Raw genomic sequence first — 17888 nt, forward strand, 5'->3', positions numbered from 1 at the left:
AAAGCGCTTCCATATTATGGTGAGGAGGAGTCATGCATGAACGAAGCTGATCTATATGCGCCTGAAATGTACAATATGGCGGAGGATATTGACCGCCATGCAAAGGATCCAGAGAAGGTCGCTTTGCTGTGGGAGGACGAAAAGGGGAACAGACAGAAAAAGACGTATGCCGATTTGCGGCGGGAATCAAACAAGCTGGCGAACGGCTTGAAAAAGCTCGGCCTGCAAAAGGGGGATAAAGTCATCATCACGCTGCCCCGCATTCCTGAAACGTACAGCATTTACCTTGGAGCGTTAAAGCTTGGACTGATTATTTCGCCAGGCTCGGAGATGCTGCGGGAGAAGGATTGGCTCTACCGGGTGGAGCATTCTAAAGCGAAGGCGACCATTTGCCTGGCCGGCTTGACCGGAAGCTTTGAGCAGATTCGTTCGCAGACGGATAGTTTGACTCATTTTATTTCCGTTGGTGAGAAGGTCGACGGCTGGGTGCAATATGAAGAGCTGGTGCAGGATGAGCCATCAGAGTTTGCTATCGTCGAGACGCGGGCCGCCGATATTGCTTTTTTGAACTATACTTCCGGGACGACCGGTCATCCGAAGGGCGTGGTACACGCGCATAGCTGGGCCTATGCCCATCAGGCGGTAGCTTCGCAGTGGCTTGATGTGAAGGAAGGAGATGTCGTCTGGGCGACGGCGGCACCAGGCTGGGCGAAATGGAATTGGACGCCGTTCATGTCGACGCTCGGAGCCGGAGCGACGGGCTTTGTTTACAACGGCCGCTTTGAGCCGGAGAAATATTTGACACTGATGGAGCGCTATCAAGTGAATGTCCTTTGCTGTACGCCAACGGAATATCGGCTGATGGCAAAATTAGACGAACTGGAGCGCTTTTCGCTGCCTGCTATGCGCAGTATGGTCAGCGCGGGTGAGCCATTGAATCAGGAAGTGATCGAGACGTTTAAGCGGCATTTTCAAGTGCAGGTGCGAGATGGCTACGGGCAGACGGAAAATACGCTACTGGTCGGAACCTTGCCGGGAATGGAACTGAAGCCGGGCTCTATGGGCAAGCCGACCCCCGGTAATAATGTCGCGATCATTGATGAAGAGGCGAATCGTGTGCAGGCAGGAGAAGTAGGAGATATCGCCGTCCATAAAAGTACGGCGGCTCTGTTTAAAGGCTACCTGGATGATCCTGAGCGCACGGCAGCCGCCTACCGCGGGGACTGGTATTTAACAGGCGATCAGGCGAGGCTGGATGAGGATGGCTACTTCTGGTTTGAGGGCCGCTCTGATGACATTATTATCAGCTCCGGCTATACGATCGGCCCATTTGAAGTGGAGGATGCGCTCGTCAGACATGCGGCTGTCAAAGAGTGCGCCGTCGTCGCTGTCCCTGATGAAATACGGGGCTCCGTCGTCAAGGCGTTTGTCATTCTAAAGCAGCCGGAGCTTGCCGGTGAAGCTCTCGTCAAAGAGCTTCAGGAGCATGTGAAGTATATGACTGCCCCTTATAAATACCCTCGTATAATTGAATTTGTGACGGAACTGCCGAAAACGGCCTCCGGTAAAATACGCCGCGTCGAATTAAGACAGCGCGAGCAAAAGCAGGGAAAAGGGACTATCTAAAACGACCATGTTAAAAAAACGCGACGCTCAATGTAAGCTAATCGAGCCGATCTTGCCAAGACGAAGAGGGAACCTCATTCCGTTATTTCGATTTAAATGCCCCTTCATGGGACGCGCAAGGAACCTCTGCAACTAGAATAAAAAGTGGACACCTCTTTAACGGAAATCAAAATCGGGTATGATAGTAGGAATGAGGAGGGATTTCAATGGGTGAACCCCGCCAAAGGTATAATGAAGAGTTTAAACGTCAAGCGGTCAAGTTTGTGCAGGAACAGAAAAAAACAGTCTCAGATATCGCAGAAGAATTGAACATTCCCATAAGTACGTTGCATCAATGGACGACCCACTATCGTGAATTTGAGAACGAACCTGTGGCTGCCGAGGAACGGATTCGCAAGCTGGAACAGCAAATTCGAGATCAGGAACGTGAATTAAAGGCAAAGGAGCGTCAATTAGCTGACAAAGAAGAGGAATTAACCATTGTAAAAAAGGCGATGCACATCTTCAGCAGACCAAAGCTATGAAGTTTTCATTCATTGAGGAGCATCGTTCCGAGCACTCAGTGATGAAGATGTGTCACATTTTAGGTGTATCTCGGAGCGGTTATTTCAAATGGAGAACCCATCAACCAAGCCCTCAAGAGCAGCGGAAGAATCAGATTCAAGACCGAATCGCTTATCACTATCATGATTCAGGAAGGGTGTATGGCAGTCCAAAAATGGCCGGTGGCTGTGCCGAAAGGAAGGACTCTCCTTTTGACACAGCCTATTTTCATCAGCTTCCCTTTTTCAGTAAAGCGGCAGGCGGCTGTGCGCTTTGCCGTTTCTGAAGTGTCAGGAAGGTCGCGATGAGTACCAGGGCCAGCCCGATTAACGTACAGACGACGGTAATAATTCCTTCCCATTTGAAATGCTCCCAAATAAATCCGTTGCTTGAGCCAATCACGCTCGATCCAAGGTAATAGCAAAATAAATATAATGATGCCGCCTGAGCCCGGTAGCGTGCCGCGACTTCACCAACCCATCTGCTGGCAATCGAATGTCCGCCGAAAAAGCCGAAGGTGAAAATGCAAAGCGCCAGAATAACAAACAGCAGCTGCTGGCTTAATGTCAAGCCAGCGCCAATGAGCATGATCAGAATGCTGACAGACAGCGTTTTTGCCTTGCCGGCCTTGTCGCTGACCTGACCCATAAACGTCGAGCTGAACGTCCCGACCAAGTAAACGAAGAAAATCATTCCGATCCACGTTTGACTTAGCGAAAAGGGCGGTTCAAGCAGCCGAAAGCCTAAATAATTATAGACGGTGACAAAGCTTCCCATCAGAACAAAGGAGAAGGCGAATAAGCAAAGCAGCCGGGCTTCCTTTAATGGTTGGACAATGGAGAGCGCGAATGTCCGAAACGAAGGCGTCTCTTTTGCTGGCCGCCTCGATTCCGGCAACAGTTTTAAAAAGAAAAAGCTGATCACTAGACTAATAATTCCCATCGTAAGCAAGGCGAACTGCCACGAAACCCATTCGGTCAGCACTCCGGTTAAAAAGCGGCCGGTCAAACCGCCGATCGTATTGCCACTGACATGAAGCCCCATCACAGTGCCGAGTGTTTTCGGGTCAAATTCATCGCTGACATAGGCCATCGCAATGCTAGGAAAGCCGGCAAGAACGATTCCCTGGACGGCTCGAATGACGAGCAATGTTGAGAAATTCGGACTGAACGCGACAAGAACACAAAGAAGCGAAGTTAAAAACAGAGACGTCGTCATCAGTCGCTTTTTACCGATGGCATCGGCCAGTGGCGCAACAAGCAGCATCGAAACCGCGAGGCAGCCGGTTGAGACGGAAAGAGCCAGGCTTGCTACGGCGGGGGACACATGGTAATCAGTTGTAAAGTTTGGCAAAAGGGTTTGGACGGAATATAAAATCATGAAGCTGACAAAGCTTCCTAAAAATAAAGCCGAAATAGCTTGATAATAACCTTTTTTTCCTTTGATTAAATACGTCATGATGTTCCTCACTTTCTCTCTATACACTAGCATACTTTTGACAAATGATAATGTCTAATTTATAATTCTTATCGTTTTCATGCGTTCAAGTTATGAATGGAGAAGGTGAAGAAATGGAATGGCAGCAACTGGAGTATTTTCAACGTGTCGCCCAGCTGCAGCATGTCACAAAAGCTGCTCAGTCATTGTTTATTTCCCAACCGGCGTTGAGCCGTTCAATCGCCAGACTGGAGAAGGAGCTTGGCGTTCCTTTGTTTGAACGGCAGGGAAGAACCGTGCAATTGAATCGTTACGGGAAGCTGTTTTTGGAGAAAGTGAATTTGGCGATTCAGGTAATTGAGGAGGGAAAGCAGGAGCTGCAAAGTGAAATGAGTCCGAACCGCGGCAATATTACGCTTTCCTTTTTACCTACCCTGGGAACGGACTTCGTACCGGAATTGATTGAAAAGTATCGCGCTACTTATCCGGATGTTACCTTTCAGCTTTTTCAAAATACAGCGCATGATTTAATTGAACAGTTGAAAGCGGGCGATATTGACGTCTGCTTGACGACGATTGTGGAGCCCGATCCGGAGATTCAATGGGTTGAACTGTTTTCTGAGGAATTACTCGTCATTGTACCGCAGTGTCATCGGCTGTCGGACCGGCAGGAAATCAGGCTGAAGGACATCGCCAATGAGCCCTTTGTCGGCTTTAAAAAAGGGGCGGGGCTGCGAAGTATAACGGATCGACTTTGCCAGCAGAGCGGCTTCACTCCACAACTCACCTTTGAAGGACAGGAAGTCGGGACAGTAGCCGGCCTTGTCGGCGTCGGTCTCGGCGTAAGCCTCGTACCGAAACGAAGCAGGATGGACGCCTATCAAGTCTCCTGTCTTCCCGTCCGTGATGTCGACTGCCGACGGACGATTGGAATTGTCTGGAGGAAGAAAAGCTTTATGCCAAAGGTAGTGGAGCAGTTTCGGGACTTTATTGTGGAGCTGTATGGGAGAGAGGAAGACACAAAAGATTAAAAATAGAGTAGCTCTTTCATTATTGTCATATTCTTGACTGAATTGAAAATGAAATGCTAATAGGTCACACTATTTTAGGCGGATTTAGATAATATCTGATTTTCTGATTAGGCATCTGCAATGGAAACTGAAATGGTAAGCTACATATTTTCTTACAATGTGGAAGATATACAAAAAGATGTTTGAGTTTTCAGCTTTCAATACAGTATGCTATCTTTTATGTTATATTCTTTAACTAAAGGTTCATTTTGATGGAGCAGAAGTATATTTATAATAACATTCGGAGGAAAAAATATGGTGACCATAAAAGATGTGGCAAAGGCTTCAGGTTATTCGAATGCTATGGTGTCATATGCCTTAAATGGCAAAGGGAACTTGAAGGAAGAGACTAGGGAAAAAATTTTAAAAGTAGCACAGGAATTAAATTATATTCCGAATTCCGCTGCTGTTGCTTTAAGATCTAAAAAGACCAATATGGTCGGATTAATTCTGAGAGACATTTTCAATCCGACTTTTGCCAGATTGGCGAGCCGGGTTGAAAAAGCACTTACAGAGCACGGTTATCGTTTGTCTATTTTTACGACAAACGGTCAAAAGGATATCAATAAATCCATTATGGATTTTTATGGAGGGGGTAAGCTTGATGGCTTAATTTATTCTGTCATTGCCTTGGATGAGGAAAGTTTGCAATCATTGGAGAATTTACAAAATAGTGTGGTGATTTCTGTTTCAGAAATGAGTGATGTAGAATATGGCGCTTATCAAGCAACTGAGCATTTATTTAAGCAAGGCCATCAAATCGTTACTCACATTGCTTCACCAAAGGAGCATCCAAATTCTAAGTTTATGATAAAGGGATTTGAGCGAGCTTTAAAAGTATACGGAGTTAAAGTTAATGATGACTTGATAGCATATGGTGGTTTTGAATTAGAGGAAGCGGCTAAAGCAGCCGAAAAGTTGATACAGACGTTCGGTACCCCTTTGGCAATTTTTGTAGCGAGTGATTATGCGGCCTTTGGAGTAATGGCCTTTTTAAGAAAAAAAGGATTAAAAGTGCCCGAGGATGTAGCATTAGTTGGTTGGGATGATATTTCATTTGCTGAATCTGTTGGACTCACTACAGTTAGTTTGTCCCAAGAGGCCATTGCCCAAAATGCAGTGCATAAGCTCTTAAACATAATTGAAGCGGATAAAAACCTGCCCGATATTATTATCCCATCTTATGAATTAGTGGTGAGAGAGACCTGTCGGTTAATTAAAAATTATTAAAAAATTTTGAAGTTTTTATTGAAACGTTTCACTAGACCTGCTACTATATAAAAAAGAAAGCGTTGCCATTTTAGGTTAAGGAAAAATAAAAGTAAATGATTATTTACTTTTTATTTTTTAAACAATAATTGAAACGTTTCATTTAAACGTTTCAATAAGGAGTGAAGCATAGTGGTTAATCAAAAATTAAGTTTCGCAAATGGAGTTATTGGTGCGACAATTTTGCCGTTTAAACCTGATCACGAAATAGATGAAGTAGGTTTAAGAAAGCTTATTGAATATAATTTGCGCGCACCGAAAATTAATGGCATGGTATGCAATGCTTTTGCAGGAGAAACAACAGCCATTACCTCAGAAGAAAGAAGCAAGGTCACAAAAATTGTAAGAGAACAGGTAGATGGTCGAGTTCCGGTTATCGCTGGTATTTGGGCAGAAAGTTTGGACGAAGTTAAAGCTGAAATAACCGTCGCGCAAGAAGACGGAGCAGACGCTATTTTATTATTCCCTCCTTTTTCGTTTGCCCGTGGCGCTACTTTAACTCCAGATATTCCGGTCAGGTTTCATGAAGAAGTTGCCAACGAGTCAAGTCTCCCAATAATTGCTTTTCAAACTAGAAAAGGTTCTGGCACGTGCTATACAGCGGAGACTCTAGCAGAAATAAGTAAGATTGATAAGGTTATCGCCATTAAAAATGCTTGTTTTGACCTAAATAAATTTGAAGAGGACACAGATGCGATCTTAAAAGCAGGTCATCAGGCTGAAATTTTAACCGGATGTGACACAATTTTAGCAGGAACGATGCACTTATCTGATGGGGCATTATTGGGATTAGTTTCTTTAACACCCAATTTCTTAAGTGAATTGATGACTAAGGTAAAAGACGGGGATTTGGCTGGTGCCTATGATTTGCAGCAGAGGTACTATGAGTTGGTGAGAACGATTTATGCTTCCCCGGCAATGGATATTCCGGCACGGATGAAACAGGGTCTAGTTGAATTAGGGATTATTGAAACTGCTCTTGTACGGGAGCCATGGAATCAATTATCGGAGGAAGAAGCAAGTAGAATTTCAGCAATTATCGCAAAAATGGGATTAAAGGAGCTTTAAGAGTATGAAAGTAATCTCGGCAAAAGAAGCTGCTGAAATAATTAAGGATGAATCAACAATTACCGTATGTGGATGTAACCAGTATTTAATCCCTGATGCTATTTTACAAGCGATTGAAGAAAGGTTTTTAGAAACAGGGTCTCCAAGACAGTTAACCGATTTTCACACGGTTGGTTTAGGCAGAGAAGTGGGTAAAGGTCTTGATCGCTTCGCTCATGAAGGATTGTTGAAGAAATCGATAGGGTCCAGCTGGGATGCAAACCGACTTACAAAAATGATCGCTGATAACAAGATTGAAGGCCACCAGTTGCCTATGGGAGTAACTTATCACTTGTTACGAGCAATCGCCAATGGCCAAAAAGGTTATTTAACACAGGTTGGCCTTGGTGTCTTTCCGGATCCGAGGATTGAAGGCACGGCATTGAATGAAAAGACAGCTAATGACATCGTTGAGCTCGTCAAAGTTGACGGTGAGGATTATCTTTTCTATAAAACGCTCTCAATCGATTATGCAATCTTACGTGGAACGACAGCCGATTGTGAAGGGAATATCAGCATGGAAAAAGAACCGCTTTCATTGGGGGTGTTAGCTCAGGCATTAGCAACTAAAGCAAGCGGCGGAAAAGTGATCGTTCAAGTAGAACGGCTCGTCGAAGGAGGAACGATCTCGACGAGAATGGTTGAAATCCCGGCAATTCTTGTTGATTTTGTCGTAGTCGATTCTAATCAAAAAATGCTTATTACAAGCGATGAGTATGATTACTCTTTTTCTGGAGAACTGAGAATTCCCCACCCAGAACTTCCAGCAGTTCCGACGGGAGCGAATCGTTTTATTCTTAGAAGAGCGAGTCTGGACATGGAAGGACATTCGATTGTTAATTTGGGTGCCGGTATTCCGAGAGATATGCCGAGGATTATGTTTGAAGAGGGCAGGTATGATGACTTCACATTTACCGTTGAACATGGAGCATTAGGTGGAATGAATCCAGGCGGAGTCTTGTTTTCACTTCAGCATAATCCAAGAATGCTGCTTGATTCTCCATCGTTATTCGATTTATATGATTCTGGATTTTTGGATATTTCCTATCTTGGATTCGCTCAAATTGATCAAGAGGGAAATGTGAATGTTTCGAAATTTTCTGGCAGAATTGCTGGATGTGGCGGGTTTGTAGATATTACTCACAAAACGAAAAAAATTGTTTTTTGTGGCACCTTTTCGGCCGGAGGATTGCAAGTTGAGTATAAGCACGGTGCAGTTACTATTGTGCAAGAAGGGAAAATGAAAAAATTTGTTGAGCAAGTTGAGCAATGTACTTTCAGTGCGAAAAATGCTTTGAGAAAAGGACAGGAGATTTACTACGTAACAGAACGCTGTGTTTTCCAATTAACAGAAAACGGTCCAGAGCTTATTGAGATTGCACCCGGCATTTCTTTGGAGGATGATATTTTGCCGTTCATGGAATTTAGCCCAGGCATTTCTGATCAACTCAAGAAAATTGATTCGGATGTCTATTCTTAAAAAGGGGTGATTGAGCTTGAAAACAAACCATCATCTTCGAGTTGAAAAGAAAGATTCAATATGTGTTTTAACAATTGACCGAGAGCAACAGCGGAACAGTATGAATATTGAGCTGTTAGAAGAGTTTGAAGCTGCCTTTAAACAAATAGAAGCTGATAAACAAATAAGGGCAGTAATTATTCAAGGCAGTGGTTCAAAGGTTTTCGCGGCTGGAGCGGATTTGAAAGAAGCTGCGAAGCTTACATTGGAAAAAAGAAAAGTACAGATTGAATTAGGTCATGCTGTGTTTAATATGATAGAACATTTTAGAGCCCCTGTCATTGCTGCTATTAATGGGCATGCTTTAGGAGGTGGTTGTGAACTTGCGCTAGCATGTGATATTCGAATTATTGAAGAGCATGCCAAAATCGGTTTAGTGGAAGTAGGTATTGGAACCATCGCTGGATGGGGAGGAACGCAACGCTTGGCAAAAATAGTCGGTTTAGGCATCGCAAAAGAAATGATCTTCTCTGGAATACCGTTAACAAGTACCGCGGCCAAAGAGTATGGACTTGTTAATCGTGTCATGCCGTCAGGGCAGGGATTGGAAGCTGCCACTAACCTTGCGGAAAAAATTGCTTCAAATGGCCCTTTAGCTGTAACCCTTTCTAAAACACTCGTGAATCAATCAAGCTTAAATGATTTAAAGAGAGGAATTGAGTTGGAAAAGAAATGCAGCGACATTATATTTGCTTCGCATGATCGTACTGAAGGGATTCATTCATTTTTAGAAAAACGCAAACCTACATTTATTGGAGAGTGACAAAAATGAAGCAACGAAACTTGTATATTAATGGAGAGTGGATCGAGGCGGAAAGTAAAGAAACGATGGTCTCCATTAACCCAGCCACGAAAGAAGTGGTTGGAACTGTCCCGAACGCAGGAAAAACGGAAACGGTAATGGCGATAGATGCAGCCTATCGAGCTTTTAAACATTGGTCAAATGAAACGGTTTTTGAACGTGTGAGATTTCTAATGACGTTACATGACCTAATTCTCGACAATGCTGACGATTTAGCACAATTAATGACGATCGAGCAAGGGAAACCTTTGTATGAGTCTAAAATGGAGGTAGTAGGATCAGCTGAACAATTCTATTACTTTGCCGAAGAAGCGAAGCGAATACACGGAGAAACGGTTCCACATATGAGTTCAAATAAAAGGCTAAAGAAGATAAAGGAACCTCTTGGGGTAGTAGCGGCAATTACACCTTGGAACTTTCCGTTACATATTATTTGCAGAAAAATTGCAGCAGCCCTAGGCGCGGGTTGTACAGTCATTGTAAAGCCCTCTGAGGATACTCCCCTCATCGCCTTAGCTTTAGCAGAATTAATTGATCAGGCGGAGTTCCCAAAAGGAGTCGCTAACTTTATTACTGGACAGCCGGAGCCAATTGGGGAGGAACTTTTTAAAAATCCTAAAGTTGCCAGCGTTACTTTCACAGGCTCTACGCCAGTCGGAAAGTATATTTTAAAAGAATGTAGTGATACGTTAAAGCGGGTTTTCTTAGAGCTAGGTGGACATGCGCCAATCATCGTCTATCCGGATGCTGATATTGATCTAGCAGTGGAAGGAACAATGATCAATAAAATGAGAAATTCGGGACAAACATGTGTCTGCGCGAACAGAATCTTTGTCCATGAGAGCGTTGCTGATGAATATACAGAGAAACTGACTCAAAGAATGCAAGGCATTGTTCAAGGTAATGGAATGAATTCAGGAGTAGATATAGGGGCGTTAATTAATCAAGCAGCATTAGAAAAAGTAGAGAGGCATGTTAAGGATGCGGTAAAGAAGGGAGCCACGATTATTTGTGGAGGAAAACGTCCAGAAAAGAAGGAGCTGCTGAATGGTTTTTATTATGAACCTACGATTTTAACAAATATTCATAGTGATATGGATTTAATGCAGGAGGAAACATTTGGCCCGGTAGCCCCGATTATAACGTTCCAGGATGAAGAGAGTATCATCGAAGCTGTCAATAACACGCCAAATGGATTAGCAGCCTATTTCTATACGGCGAGCCTAGAAAGAACCATTGAAGTAAGTGAGCAGCTTGAGTTTGGTGTTATTGGGATAAACGATACAACACCGGTCGTCTCACATGCTCCTTTTGGTGGAATGAAAGAAAGCGGGATTGGAAGAGAAGGCGGAAAAGAAGGAATCGAAGAATTTCTTGAAACTAAATTCATATCGGTAAGATATAAATAAAAGCTGGAGGTCTAAAAAATGAATACTACTCTCTATCATAAAGCAGGTTCAGTGGACTCATTTAATCTCGCATTCCACCAATATATCATACTAACTAAAATTATTTCTGGTCCCGGTTGTGTCTCCCAAATTGGAGAGCAAGCGAAAACTTTAAAAGCGACTAATGCTTTCGTTGTAACTGACCCGGTGGTAAAAGAAATAGGTTTGATCAATCCAATTTTAAAATCATTGGAACAGCACGGAATTCAATACGAAGTGTTTGCTGAAGTAGAAGTAAATCCTTATCTTGAAACGATTGATCGCGGAGGAGAAGTGATCAAGTCTAAAGGATGTGATCTCGTAATTGCTATCGGTGGAGGTAGTGCTATTGATGCAGGAAAATCTATGGCTGTCATGGGAACGAATGAAGGCTCGATTTTAGATTGGGAGGGCATTGACCGTTTTCCAAATGATCCAATTCCATTTATGGTCGTTCCAACAACATGTGGAACTGGAAGTGAAGTGACAAGAGGGTCGGTTATTACAGAAGAAAAGCGCTTGAGAAAATTTAACGTTGGGAGCGACCGGATGCGATCAAAAGTTTCTTTTCTTGATCCGCTACTGCTAGCCCAGCTTCCCGCTTCAGTTGCCGCGGCTACGGGAATTGATGCTTTGACACATGCAATTGAAGGATATGTATCAAATATTGCAACTCCATTAACTGATTCCTTACTTATTGGAGCAATACGTTTAATCTCAGACAATTTACGCACTGTTGTAGCTGATCCGAAAAATATGGAAGCTCTTCTTAATATGCAGTTTGCAGCTACAATGGCAGGAATGGGCTTTAACAATGCTATGCTTGGTATCGTACATGCGATGTCGGAACCGTTGTCACCTGTAGCTGGTGTACCTCACGGAATAGCAAACGCGATACTGCTGCCTTATTGTATGCAATATAACTTGATCGGCCGGAGCAGAAAGTTTGCTGAAATAGCTGAAGCAATGGGGGAGAATATAACAAATTCACCTACACATGAGGCTGCACAGATATCAGTTGAAGCTGTAAAAAAACTTATCAGAGATGTTGGCATACCAACGAAGTTGAGTGAGGTAGGCGTAAAAGAAGAGCATATTCAGGAAATGACTGACCAAGCGAAAGTGCACGGCCTTTTAAATTTCAACCCTCGTCGTGTGACTGAAAAAGATATTAAGGCGATCTATCTTGAAGCCTTAAATTAAAAAGGAGGTTGAAATTGAAAATGAATACGATTTTGCTAAGCCATACTTCTGATGAACGAAAAATGCTTTATTCTGAACAGGCGATAGAGGAACTGCAAAGGTTTGCGAAAATCATAACGAATCCTCATAACAGACAATTAACCGAATCTGAATTAATTGAACTTGCTCAGGAAGCTACAATAGTCATTACGACAGTCAGAGCTGCGGGAAGCAAAGCATTGTTTGAAAATGCGCCTCATTTAACGGCCTTTATTCGCTGTGGGGTCGATATAAGAAATATCGATCTTGCAGCAGCTTCTGACAATAACATAATGGTATGCAATTGCCCTGGTATTTACGAAGCCCCGGTAGTTGAGCTGGTAATTGGTTACCTCTGTTGCATTAGTAGAGGAATCGTAACTCATCATCAAAATTTGCGTCAAGGTATTATGGAGCGTTATACGACCCCCGATCTGTATCATAAAACACTTGGCCTAGTTGGATACGGAGCTATTGCCAAAAAGGTAGCAATTACTGCCAAAACATTAGGAATGCGAGTCAAAGTGTTTGATCCGTTTGTTAGCGAATTAGGAAGCAATGAGGAATTAGTTTCCTTCAAGGAGCTCTTAACTACGTCTGATTTTGTTTCCCTCCATGCAGTTCTTAACGATGAAACGGAAGGGATGATCGGTCCAAAAGAACTATCATGGATGAAGTCCGATGCTTGGTTGATTAACACTGGAAGAGGTTTACTTATTCAAGAGGATGCCCTATATCAGGCGCTAGTAAATAAAAAAATAGCGGGGGCAGCATTAGATGTTTTTGCGACAGAGCCTGATATTTTAGCAAGTAGTCTCTTAACACTGGACAACGTTATAGTGACACCTCACATTGGAGGCTGGTCTGATAGAGTGTATAAAGAGCTATCAATGAAAACTGTAGAAATTGTTCGTACAATCGTCGCCGGAAAGATTCCAGAAACAACTGTTAATAAAAGCTTACTTAGTCTAAACGGATGAAAGGGAGTGCTGTAAACGTAAGGAGAAAGATATTTATGCAAATATAAAATGAAAGCGCTTTAATAATTTTAAAAATGAGAGGGGTAAGGACAATGCTTAAAAGACTGCTCACTATTTTCTGTTTTTCATTAGTGATTTTAGGAGGATGCTCTTCTGGGGCTAACACAGAACAAGAGGGAAATGGAGGAGAGCAAGCGTCTGACAATGGCACAGGTTCGGAGGAGACTTTTGTCATTAGAGCTTCTAATTTCTTTGCAGAAACTCAAACTACGGGCCAAGCTTTAAATAAATTTGCAGAGGAAGTAGCGGCTTTGTCTGATGGAAGAGTAGAGGTCCAAGCTTTTCACAATGCGGAATTAGGAGATCATGCTGAAAGTATTGAAGGAACGCTAAGTGGAGCAATTGAAATGACTGAGGCAGGAAATAGCGGTTTAGATCAATTTGGAGTGAAAGGAATTTCAATTACAGAAATGCCTTATCTATTTGATGATTTCGATGATTTTAAAACAATTATGAACAATGACGAAGTGAGAGCATTGATGGAAGAGTATATTGAAGCGCAAGGGTTTAAATTGATTGGATATCGTTATTTTGGTCCCCGTCATACTTTAGCAAACAAACCGCTCAGAACAATTGAGGATTATCAAGGAGTGAATTTGAGAGCTCCGGAATTTGATATTACGGTGGAAATGATGAAGGCTTGGGGAGCCACCCCGACGATTATTCCACTTACTGAAGTATATAATGCGATTCAAACAGGAGTGGCGGATGGTTTTGAGGGTCCTTTTACAACCATTTTAAGCAATCAATCCTATGAAGTTGCCAAATATGTTCATTTAACAAACCATATTTTTTATCCAGGATATTTGCTGATGAATAAAGAGTATTTTGATAGTCTTCCTGCTGATATTCAGGAAGTAATCTTAGAAGCTGGTCGGATATCTGAGGAGTATCAATTAGAATTAACCGAAATCGAAGACGAGGAAGGAAGGGCCGAACTGGAGGAACATGGAGTAGAAATTATCGAATATAGCGATTTAACTCCGTTCCAGAATGCTGTACAAGATATGAGAGTTGACTTGGCGGAAGAAATGGGACCGGAAGCACAGGAATTGCTAAATCAGATTATGGATATTAAATCATAAGTATTTAGGAGGGGGTTGTCTAAAAAGGTTAACCTTTTAAGTCAACCCTTTCAATCAAAAATGAGACCTGCATGAATTAAAGGGGGGACAGTTAGCATAATGCTCTTAAAAGTAAAGAAGGTATACACGTATATTATTGAAGTGATTGTCTGTATTTTGATTATTGTTCCTATCCTCTCAATTACGTATGGGATATTAAGTAGAAATTTCACCTTTATTCCAATCTATATTTGGACGGAAGAGTTAGCGAGATTTTGTATGATTGGGATGGTGTTTGTTGTTGCTGGTTTATCTGTCAGGTATGGAATGCATCTAGGCTTTGACTTATTAAGTAAAGCGTTGTCAATTAAATGGAATAGAATACTTGTGACAATCATTAATAGTATGATTATTGTTGTTTTATCTATCGTTGCTTTTGAGACCGTTATGTATGCACAGGTTGCTGGTTTTCGAACTTCGCCAGCATTAAAAATGCCAATGTCTATTGCTTACTTTGTTATCGCTATTGGACTTATTCTAATTGTTATCGAACTCATTTTTACCATTATTTCGAAATGGAAGGAGGAATAAAATGGGTCTTGTCACGATATTTGGGTTGCTTTTGCTATTCATTTTCCTTGGCATGCCGGTCGTTTTCAGTATTGGGCTTTCCTCAATTATAACTTTGGTGTTATTTGGGAATGTGCCACTGAATTTAGTTCCGTCTCTTTTATTCTCTTCCATTAATTCGTTTTCATTTGTGGCGATACCATTATTTATACTGGCGGGGGAATTATTAAATGCTGGTTCCTTAACCGACAGAATTATTAAATTCTCAAGGGCACTTGTAGGCAGTATCCGCGGCGGTTTAGCTCATGTAAACGTGTTATCAAGCATGATGTTTGGCGGCGTATCCGGTTCGATGAATGCAGATACAGCGGCGGTTGGTTCTGTTTTGATTCCTGCTATGGAAAAGGCAGGGTACCATCGGGATTTTAGTATTTCTTTAACAGTTACTTCATCAACGATAGGGGCAATCATTCCTCCAAGCATTCTCATGGTAATTTACGGAGGATTAACAGAACAATCAATCGGAAAGCTGTTTCTTGGAGGAATCATCCCAGGCGTTCTTATGGGTTTGATTCTTATGATTACAAGTTACGTGATTTGTATAAAGCGCGGGTACAAGGAAAAAGAACCATTTTCGGTTAAAAAAGTATTGTCAGCTGGCAAGGAAGCGATATGGGCCACCCTTGTACCATTAGTTATTATAGTAGGAATTTCTACCGGAATTGTAACACCAACTGAGTCGGGATTATTAGCCTGTTTTACAGCGTTTATTTTAGGAGTGTTTGTTTACAAGCAAATTGATTCACTTGCAAAAATTAGAAAAGTGTTAGTGAATACAGCATTAACCAGCACCGTCGTTTTACTTTTACTAGCCTTTTCCTCTATTTTCGCTGATATGCTATTCAGATTAAAATTCCAAGACGGTTTTTTATCTTTTATTAATAATGTTACAACAGAACCGTTTGTGATTATGTTGATTCTGGTCATGTTTGTGTTTGTTTTAGGTATGTTTATTGATACAATGGTTATTTTGTTAATGTTCTCGATTCCTTTCTTGCATATAGCGACAACACATGGTTTTGACCCTATTCATTTTGGTGTCATTATGGTCATGGCCTCATTAATAAGTGCAATTACGCCGCCGGTAGGAGCATTGCTTTTTTTAGGATGTGCGATCGGAAAAGCTACAATTTCGAGTGTTATTAAAATTCATTCCGTTTTTGTTCTTAGCCTTTTAGCTGTTGTGATTTTAATTATTTTTATCCCGGATGTTGTGACGTATTTGCCTAATCTACTAATTGAGTAAGGTAAGAATACGTTTTTGGAAACGAGATGAGGAGTGGGAGCGTGAAAATGGTTAATATCGGTATCATTGGAGCAGGTTCGATTGGAAAAGTGCATATGCAGGAGTTCCGAAAACTGGAAAATGTTTGTCTCGCAGCGATTACAAGTAACACCTTATCGTCTGCCGAAAAGAGCGCGCATGATTTTCAAATAAAGAAAGTTTATCAGGGGACAAAAGAGATGTTAGCGGATAAAGACATCGATGCTGTCGTTATCGGGGTGCCGAATAATTGGCATGCTGAACTGGCTATTTCCTCATTAAAAGCAGGAAAACATGTGTTGTTGGAAAAACCGATGGGGATGAACGCCGAGGAAGCAAGGAAGATTGTCGAAGCACAACAAGAAACAGGAAACATCTTAATGGTCGCTCAACATCGCCGTTTTGAAGCTGTGATGATGCAAGTGAAGGAACTAATCAGCCAGGGGGCCTTTGGCCAAATTTATTATGTGAAAACAGGATATGTTAGACGAAAAGGGATACCTGGTTGGGGAAGCTGGTTTACTAAAAAAGATGAGGCCGGCGGAGGAGCATTGATCGATATAGGTGTCCATATGCTTGACCTAGGGATGTGGTTTATGGAGCAGACTAAACCTGTTTCGGTATTCGGGTCGACATATTCTGAAATTGGTCCTTTGAAGCGCGGAATTGGACCGTGGGGGAAGCCGAATTGGGACGGTTATTTCGATGTAGATGATTTAGCAGCGGCTATGGTTAAAATGGAGGATGGTTCGACTTTACAGCTAGAAGTGAGTTGGGCCGCCCATACAAACACTGATAGTAAGCCGTATTTGCACATTATGGGTGAAAATGGGGGCATTTCGATAAACGGAGATCAGGCAACCTTTCATACTGAGGTTTATGGTTTGCAATCTGATATGAATTTGCCTGCTCAGGAACAGGATGAAGGGGCGCGTAAAAGGATGAGTCAGCACTTTATTGATTGCATCGTGGCAGGAAGGGAACCGATAACGACTGCTCAAACAGGATTACAAAATAATATTATTCTTGATGCAATCTATGAATCTTCTACTACTGGCCATGAAGTTGTGATTAACGTATAGAGGGGAGATTGCTCTTATGAGATTTGAAAATAAGACGGCTATTGTGACTGGGTCGACTGCCGGATTCGGAAAAGCGATTGCGATCGCTTTTGCTAAAGAGGGAGCAAAAGTAGCTGTAACAGGCCGAAACGCACAAGAAGGTCATGAGGTTGTAAGAATCATTCGCCGACAGGGAGGAAATGCGTTTTTTGTTCAAGCTGAAATGACCGATGAAAGCTCTGTTAATCATATGGTTGAACAAATCATGTCTACCTGCTCTCAAATTGACGTCCTCGTAAACAATGTCGGGACCGTTTTCCAAGGTAATATTCTAGAACTATCTCCGGCGGATTGGACAAAGTCATGGCAAGCTAATGTAGACTCAGCTTATTTGACGAGTCGAGCCGTTTTACCCCATATGCTCAAGAGAAAAGAAGGCGTAATTGTGAATATGGGTTCCACGGCGGCGGTGAAAGGATTAAAAAACCGTGTCGCTTACTGTACAGGAAAATTTGCTTTGATCGGTTTAACGAAAGCGCTTGCTGTTGATCATTCCAAGGAAGGAATTCGGGTGAATTGTATATGCCCCGGAGCGGTAGAAACGGAAATGGTGAAAGCGATGATAAATAGCAGTCCCGATCCAGAAAAGACAAGACAAATGCTGGTGGATCGCCGTCTTACAAATGAATTGGGGACGGTAGAAGAAATTGCGGAGGCCACTTTATTTTTAGCTTCTCCGCAGATGAAATATATGACTGGAGCGATATTATCTGTGGATGGCGGAGCTTCAGTTAAATGAAAGGAAAAC

Annotated in this window: 16 protein-coding genes; 15 read left to right on the forward strand and 1 reads right to left on the reverse strand. The window is 42.3% G+C overall.

The window, feature by feature from the left end:
* Nucleotides 1–36 precede the first annotated feature (36 nt).
* Together ABMB67_RS08865 and ABMB67_RS08870 are read left to right on the forward strand one after the other, a co-directional pair.
* Nucleotides 37–1626, forward strand: a complete 1590-nt coding sequence (locus ABMB67_RS08865) for an acetate--CoA ligase (protein WP_354571837.1) — start codon at nt 37–39, stop codon at nt 1624–1626.
* A gap of 206 nt (nt 1627–1832) precedes the next feature.
* On the forward strand, nt 1833–2150 hold the full coding sequence (locus ABMB67_RS08870) for a transposase (RefSeq protein ID WP_251221377.1): 318 nt from the start codon (nt 1833–1835) through the stop codon (nt 2148–2150).
* Nucleotides 2151–2400: 250 nt separating this feature from the next.
* On the opposite strand, the gene ABMB67_RS08875 is transcribed toward ABMB67_RS08870, so the two are convergent.
* Nucleotides 2401–3627, reverse strand: a complete 1227-nt coding sequence (locus ABMB67_RS08875) for an MFS transporter (RefSeq protein WP_354571838.1) — start codon at nt 3625–3627, stop codon at nt 2401–2403.
* A gap of 113 nt (nt 3628–3740) precedes the next feature.
* Here ABMB67_RS08875 and ABMB67_RS08880 point away from each other — a divergent pair, with 113 nt between their 5' ends.
* The 13 genes from ABMB67_RS08880 to ABMB67_RS08940 all read left to right on the forward strand — a co-directional run bounded on the left by ABMB67_RS08880 (nt 3741) and on the right by ABMB67_RS08940 (nt 17879).
* Entirely contained in the window at nt 3741–4637 is an 897-nt protein-coding gene (locus ABMB67_RS08880) for a LysR family transcriptional regulator (protein WP_354571839.1), read from the forward strand.
* A 294-nt stretch (nt 4638–4931) separates the two neighbouring features.
* The gene (locus ABMB67_RS08885) at nt 4932–5906 is read left to right on the forward strand and encodes a LacI family DNA-binding transcriptional regulator (RefSeq protein ID WP_354571840.1); all 975 of its coding nucleotides are present in this window, start codon (nt 4932–4934) and stop codon (nt 5904–5906) included.
* Nucleotides 5907–6077: 171 nt separating this feature from the next.
* The gene (locus ABMB67_RS08890; protein ID WP_354571841.1) at nt 6078–7013 is read left to right on the forward strand and encodes a dihydrodipicolinate synthase family protein; all 936 of its coding nucleotides are present in this window, start codon (nt 6078–6080) and stop codon (nt 7011–7013) included.
* Nucleotides 7014–7017: 4 nt separating this feature from the next.
* Nucleotides 7018–8532: an acyl CoA:acetate/3-ketoacid CoA transferase gene (locus tag ABMB67_RS08895; RefSeq protein WP_354571842.1), complete on the forward strand. Its 1515-nt coding sequence runs from the start codon at nt 7018–7020 to the stop codon at nt 8530–8532.
* Nucleotides 8533–8548: 16 nt separating this feature from the next.
* A complete protein-coding gene (locus ABMB67_RS08900; protein ID WP_354571843.1) occupies nt 8549–9334 on the forward strand; it encodes an enoyl-CoA hydratase/isomerase family protein in 786 nt (261 codons plus the stop codon).
* A 5-nt stretch (nt 9335–9339) separates the two neighbouring features.
* The gene (locus ABMB67_RS08905; RefSeq protein WP_354571844.1) at nt 9340–10782 is read left to right on the forward strand and encodes an NAD-dependent succinate-semialdehyde dehydrogenase; all 1443 of its coding nucleotides are present in this window, start codon (nt 9340–9342) and stop codon (nt 10780–10782) included.
* Nucleotides 10783–10800: 18 nt separating this feature from the next.
* Nucleotides 10801–12003 carry an iron-containing alcohol dehydrogenase gene (locus tag ABMB67_RS08910; RefSeq protein ID WP_354571845.1) on the forward strand — a complete coding sequence of 401 codons (1203 nt, stop codon included), beginning with the start codon at nt 10801–10803 and terminating at the stop codon, nt 12001–12003.
* 20 nt (nt 12004–12023) lie between these two features.
* Entirely contained in the window at nt 12024–13001 is a 978-nt protein-coding gene (locus ABMB67_RS08915) for an NAD(P)-dependent oxidoreductase (protein WP_354571934.1), read from the forward strand.
* 92 nt (nt 13002–13093) lie between these two features.
* Nucleotides 13094–14146, forward strand: a complete 1053-nt coding sequence (locus ABMB67_RS08920) for a TRAP transporter substrate-binding protein (RefSeq protein ID WP_354571846.1) — start codon at nt 13094–13096, stop codon at nt 14144–14146.
* 99 nt (nt 14147–14245) lie between these two features.
* Nucleotides 14246–14716, forward strand: coding sequence for a TRAP transporter small permease (locus tag ABMB67_RS08925; protein WP_354571847.1), 471 nt, complete (start codon nt 14246–14248; stop codon nt 14714–14716).
* Between the two features lies 1 nt (nt 14717).
* Nucleotides 14718–16001, forward strand: coding sequence for a TRAP transporter large permease (locus ABMB67_RS08930; RefSeq protein WP_354571848.1), 1284 nt, complete (start codon nt 14718–14720; stop codon nt 15999–16001).
* A gap of 47 nt (nt 16002–16048) precedes the next feature.
* Complete coding sequence (locus tag ABMB67_RS08935; RefSeq protein ID WP_354571935.1) at nt 16049–17101, forward strand: Gfo/Idh/MocA family protein; 1053 nt, start codon at nt 16049–16051, stop codon at nt 17099–17101.
* 16 nt (nt 17102–17117) lie between these two features.
* Nucleotides 17118–17879, forward strand: coding sequence for an SDR family NAD(P)-dependent oxidoreductase (locus tag ABMB67_RS08940; RefSeq protein ID WP_354571849.1), 762 nt, complete (start codon nt 17118–17120; stop codon nt 17877–17879).
* The last annotated feature ends 9 nt before the right edge of the window (nt 17880–17888 follow it).

The sequence above is a fragment of the Halalkalibacter oceani genome (assembly GCF_040544555.1).
GTDB lineage: Bacteria > Bacillota > Bacilli > Bacillales > Bacillaceae_D > Halalkalibacter > Halalkalibacter oceani.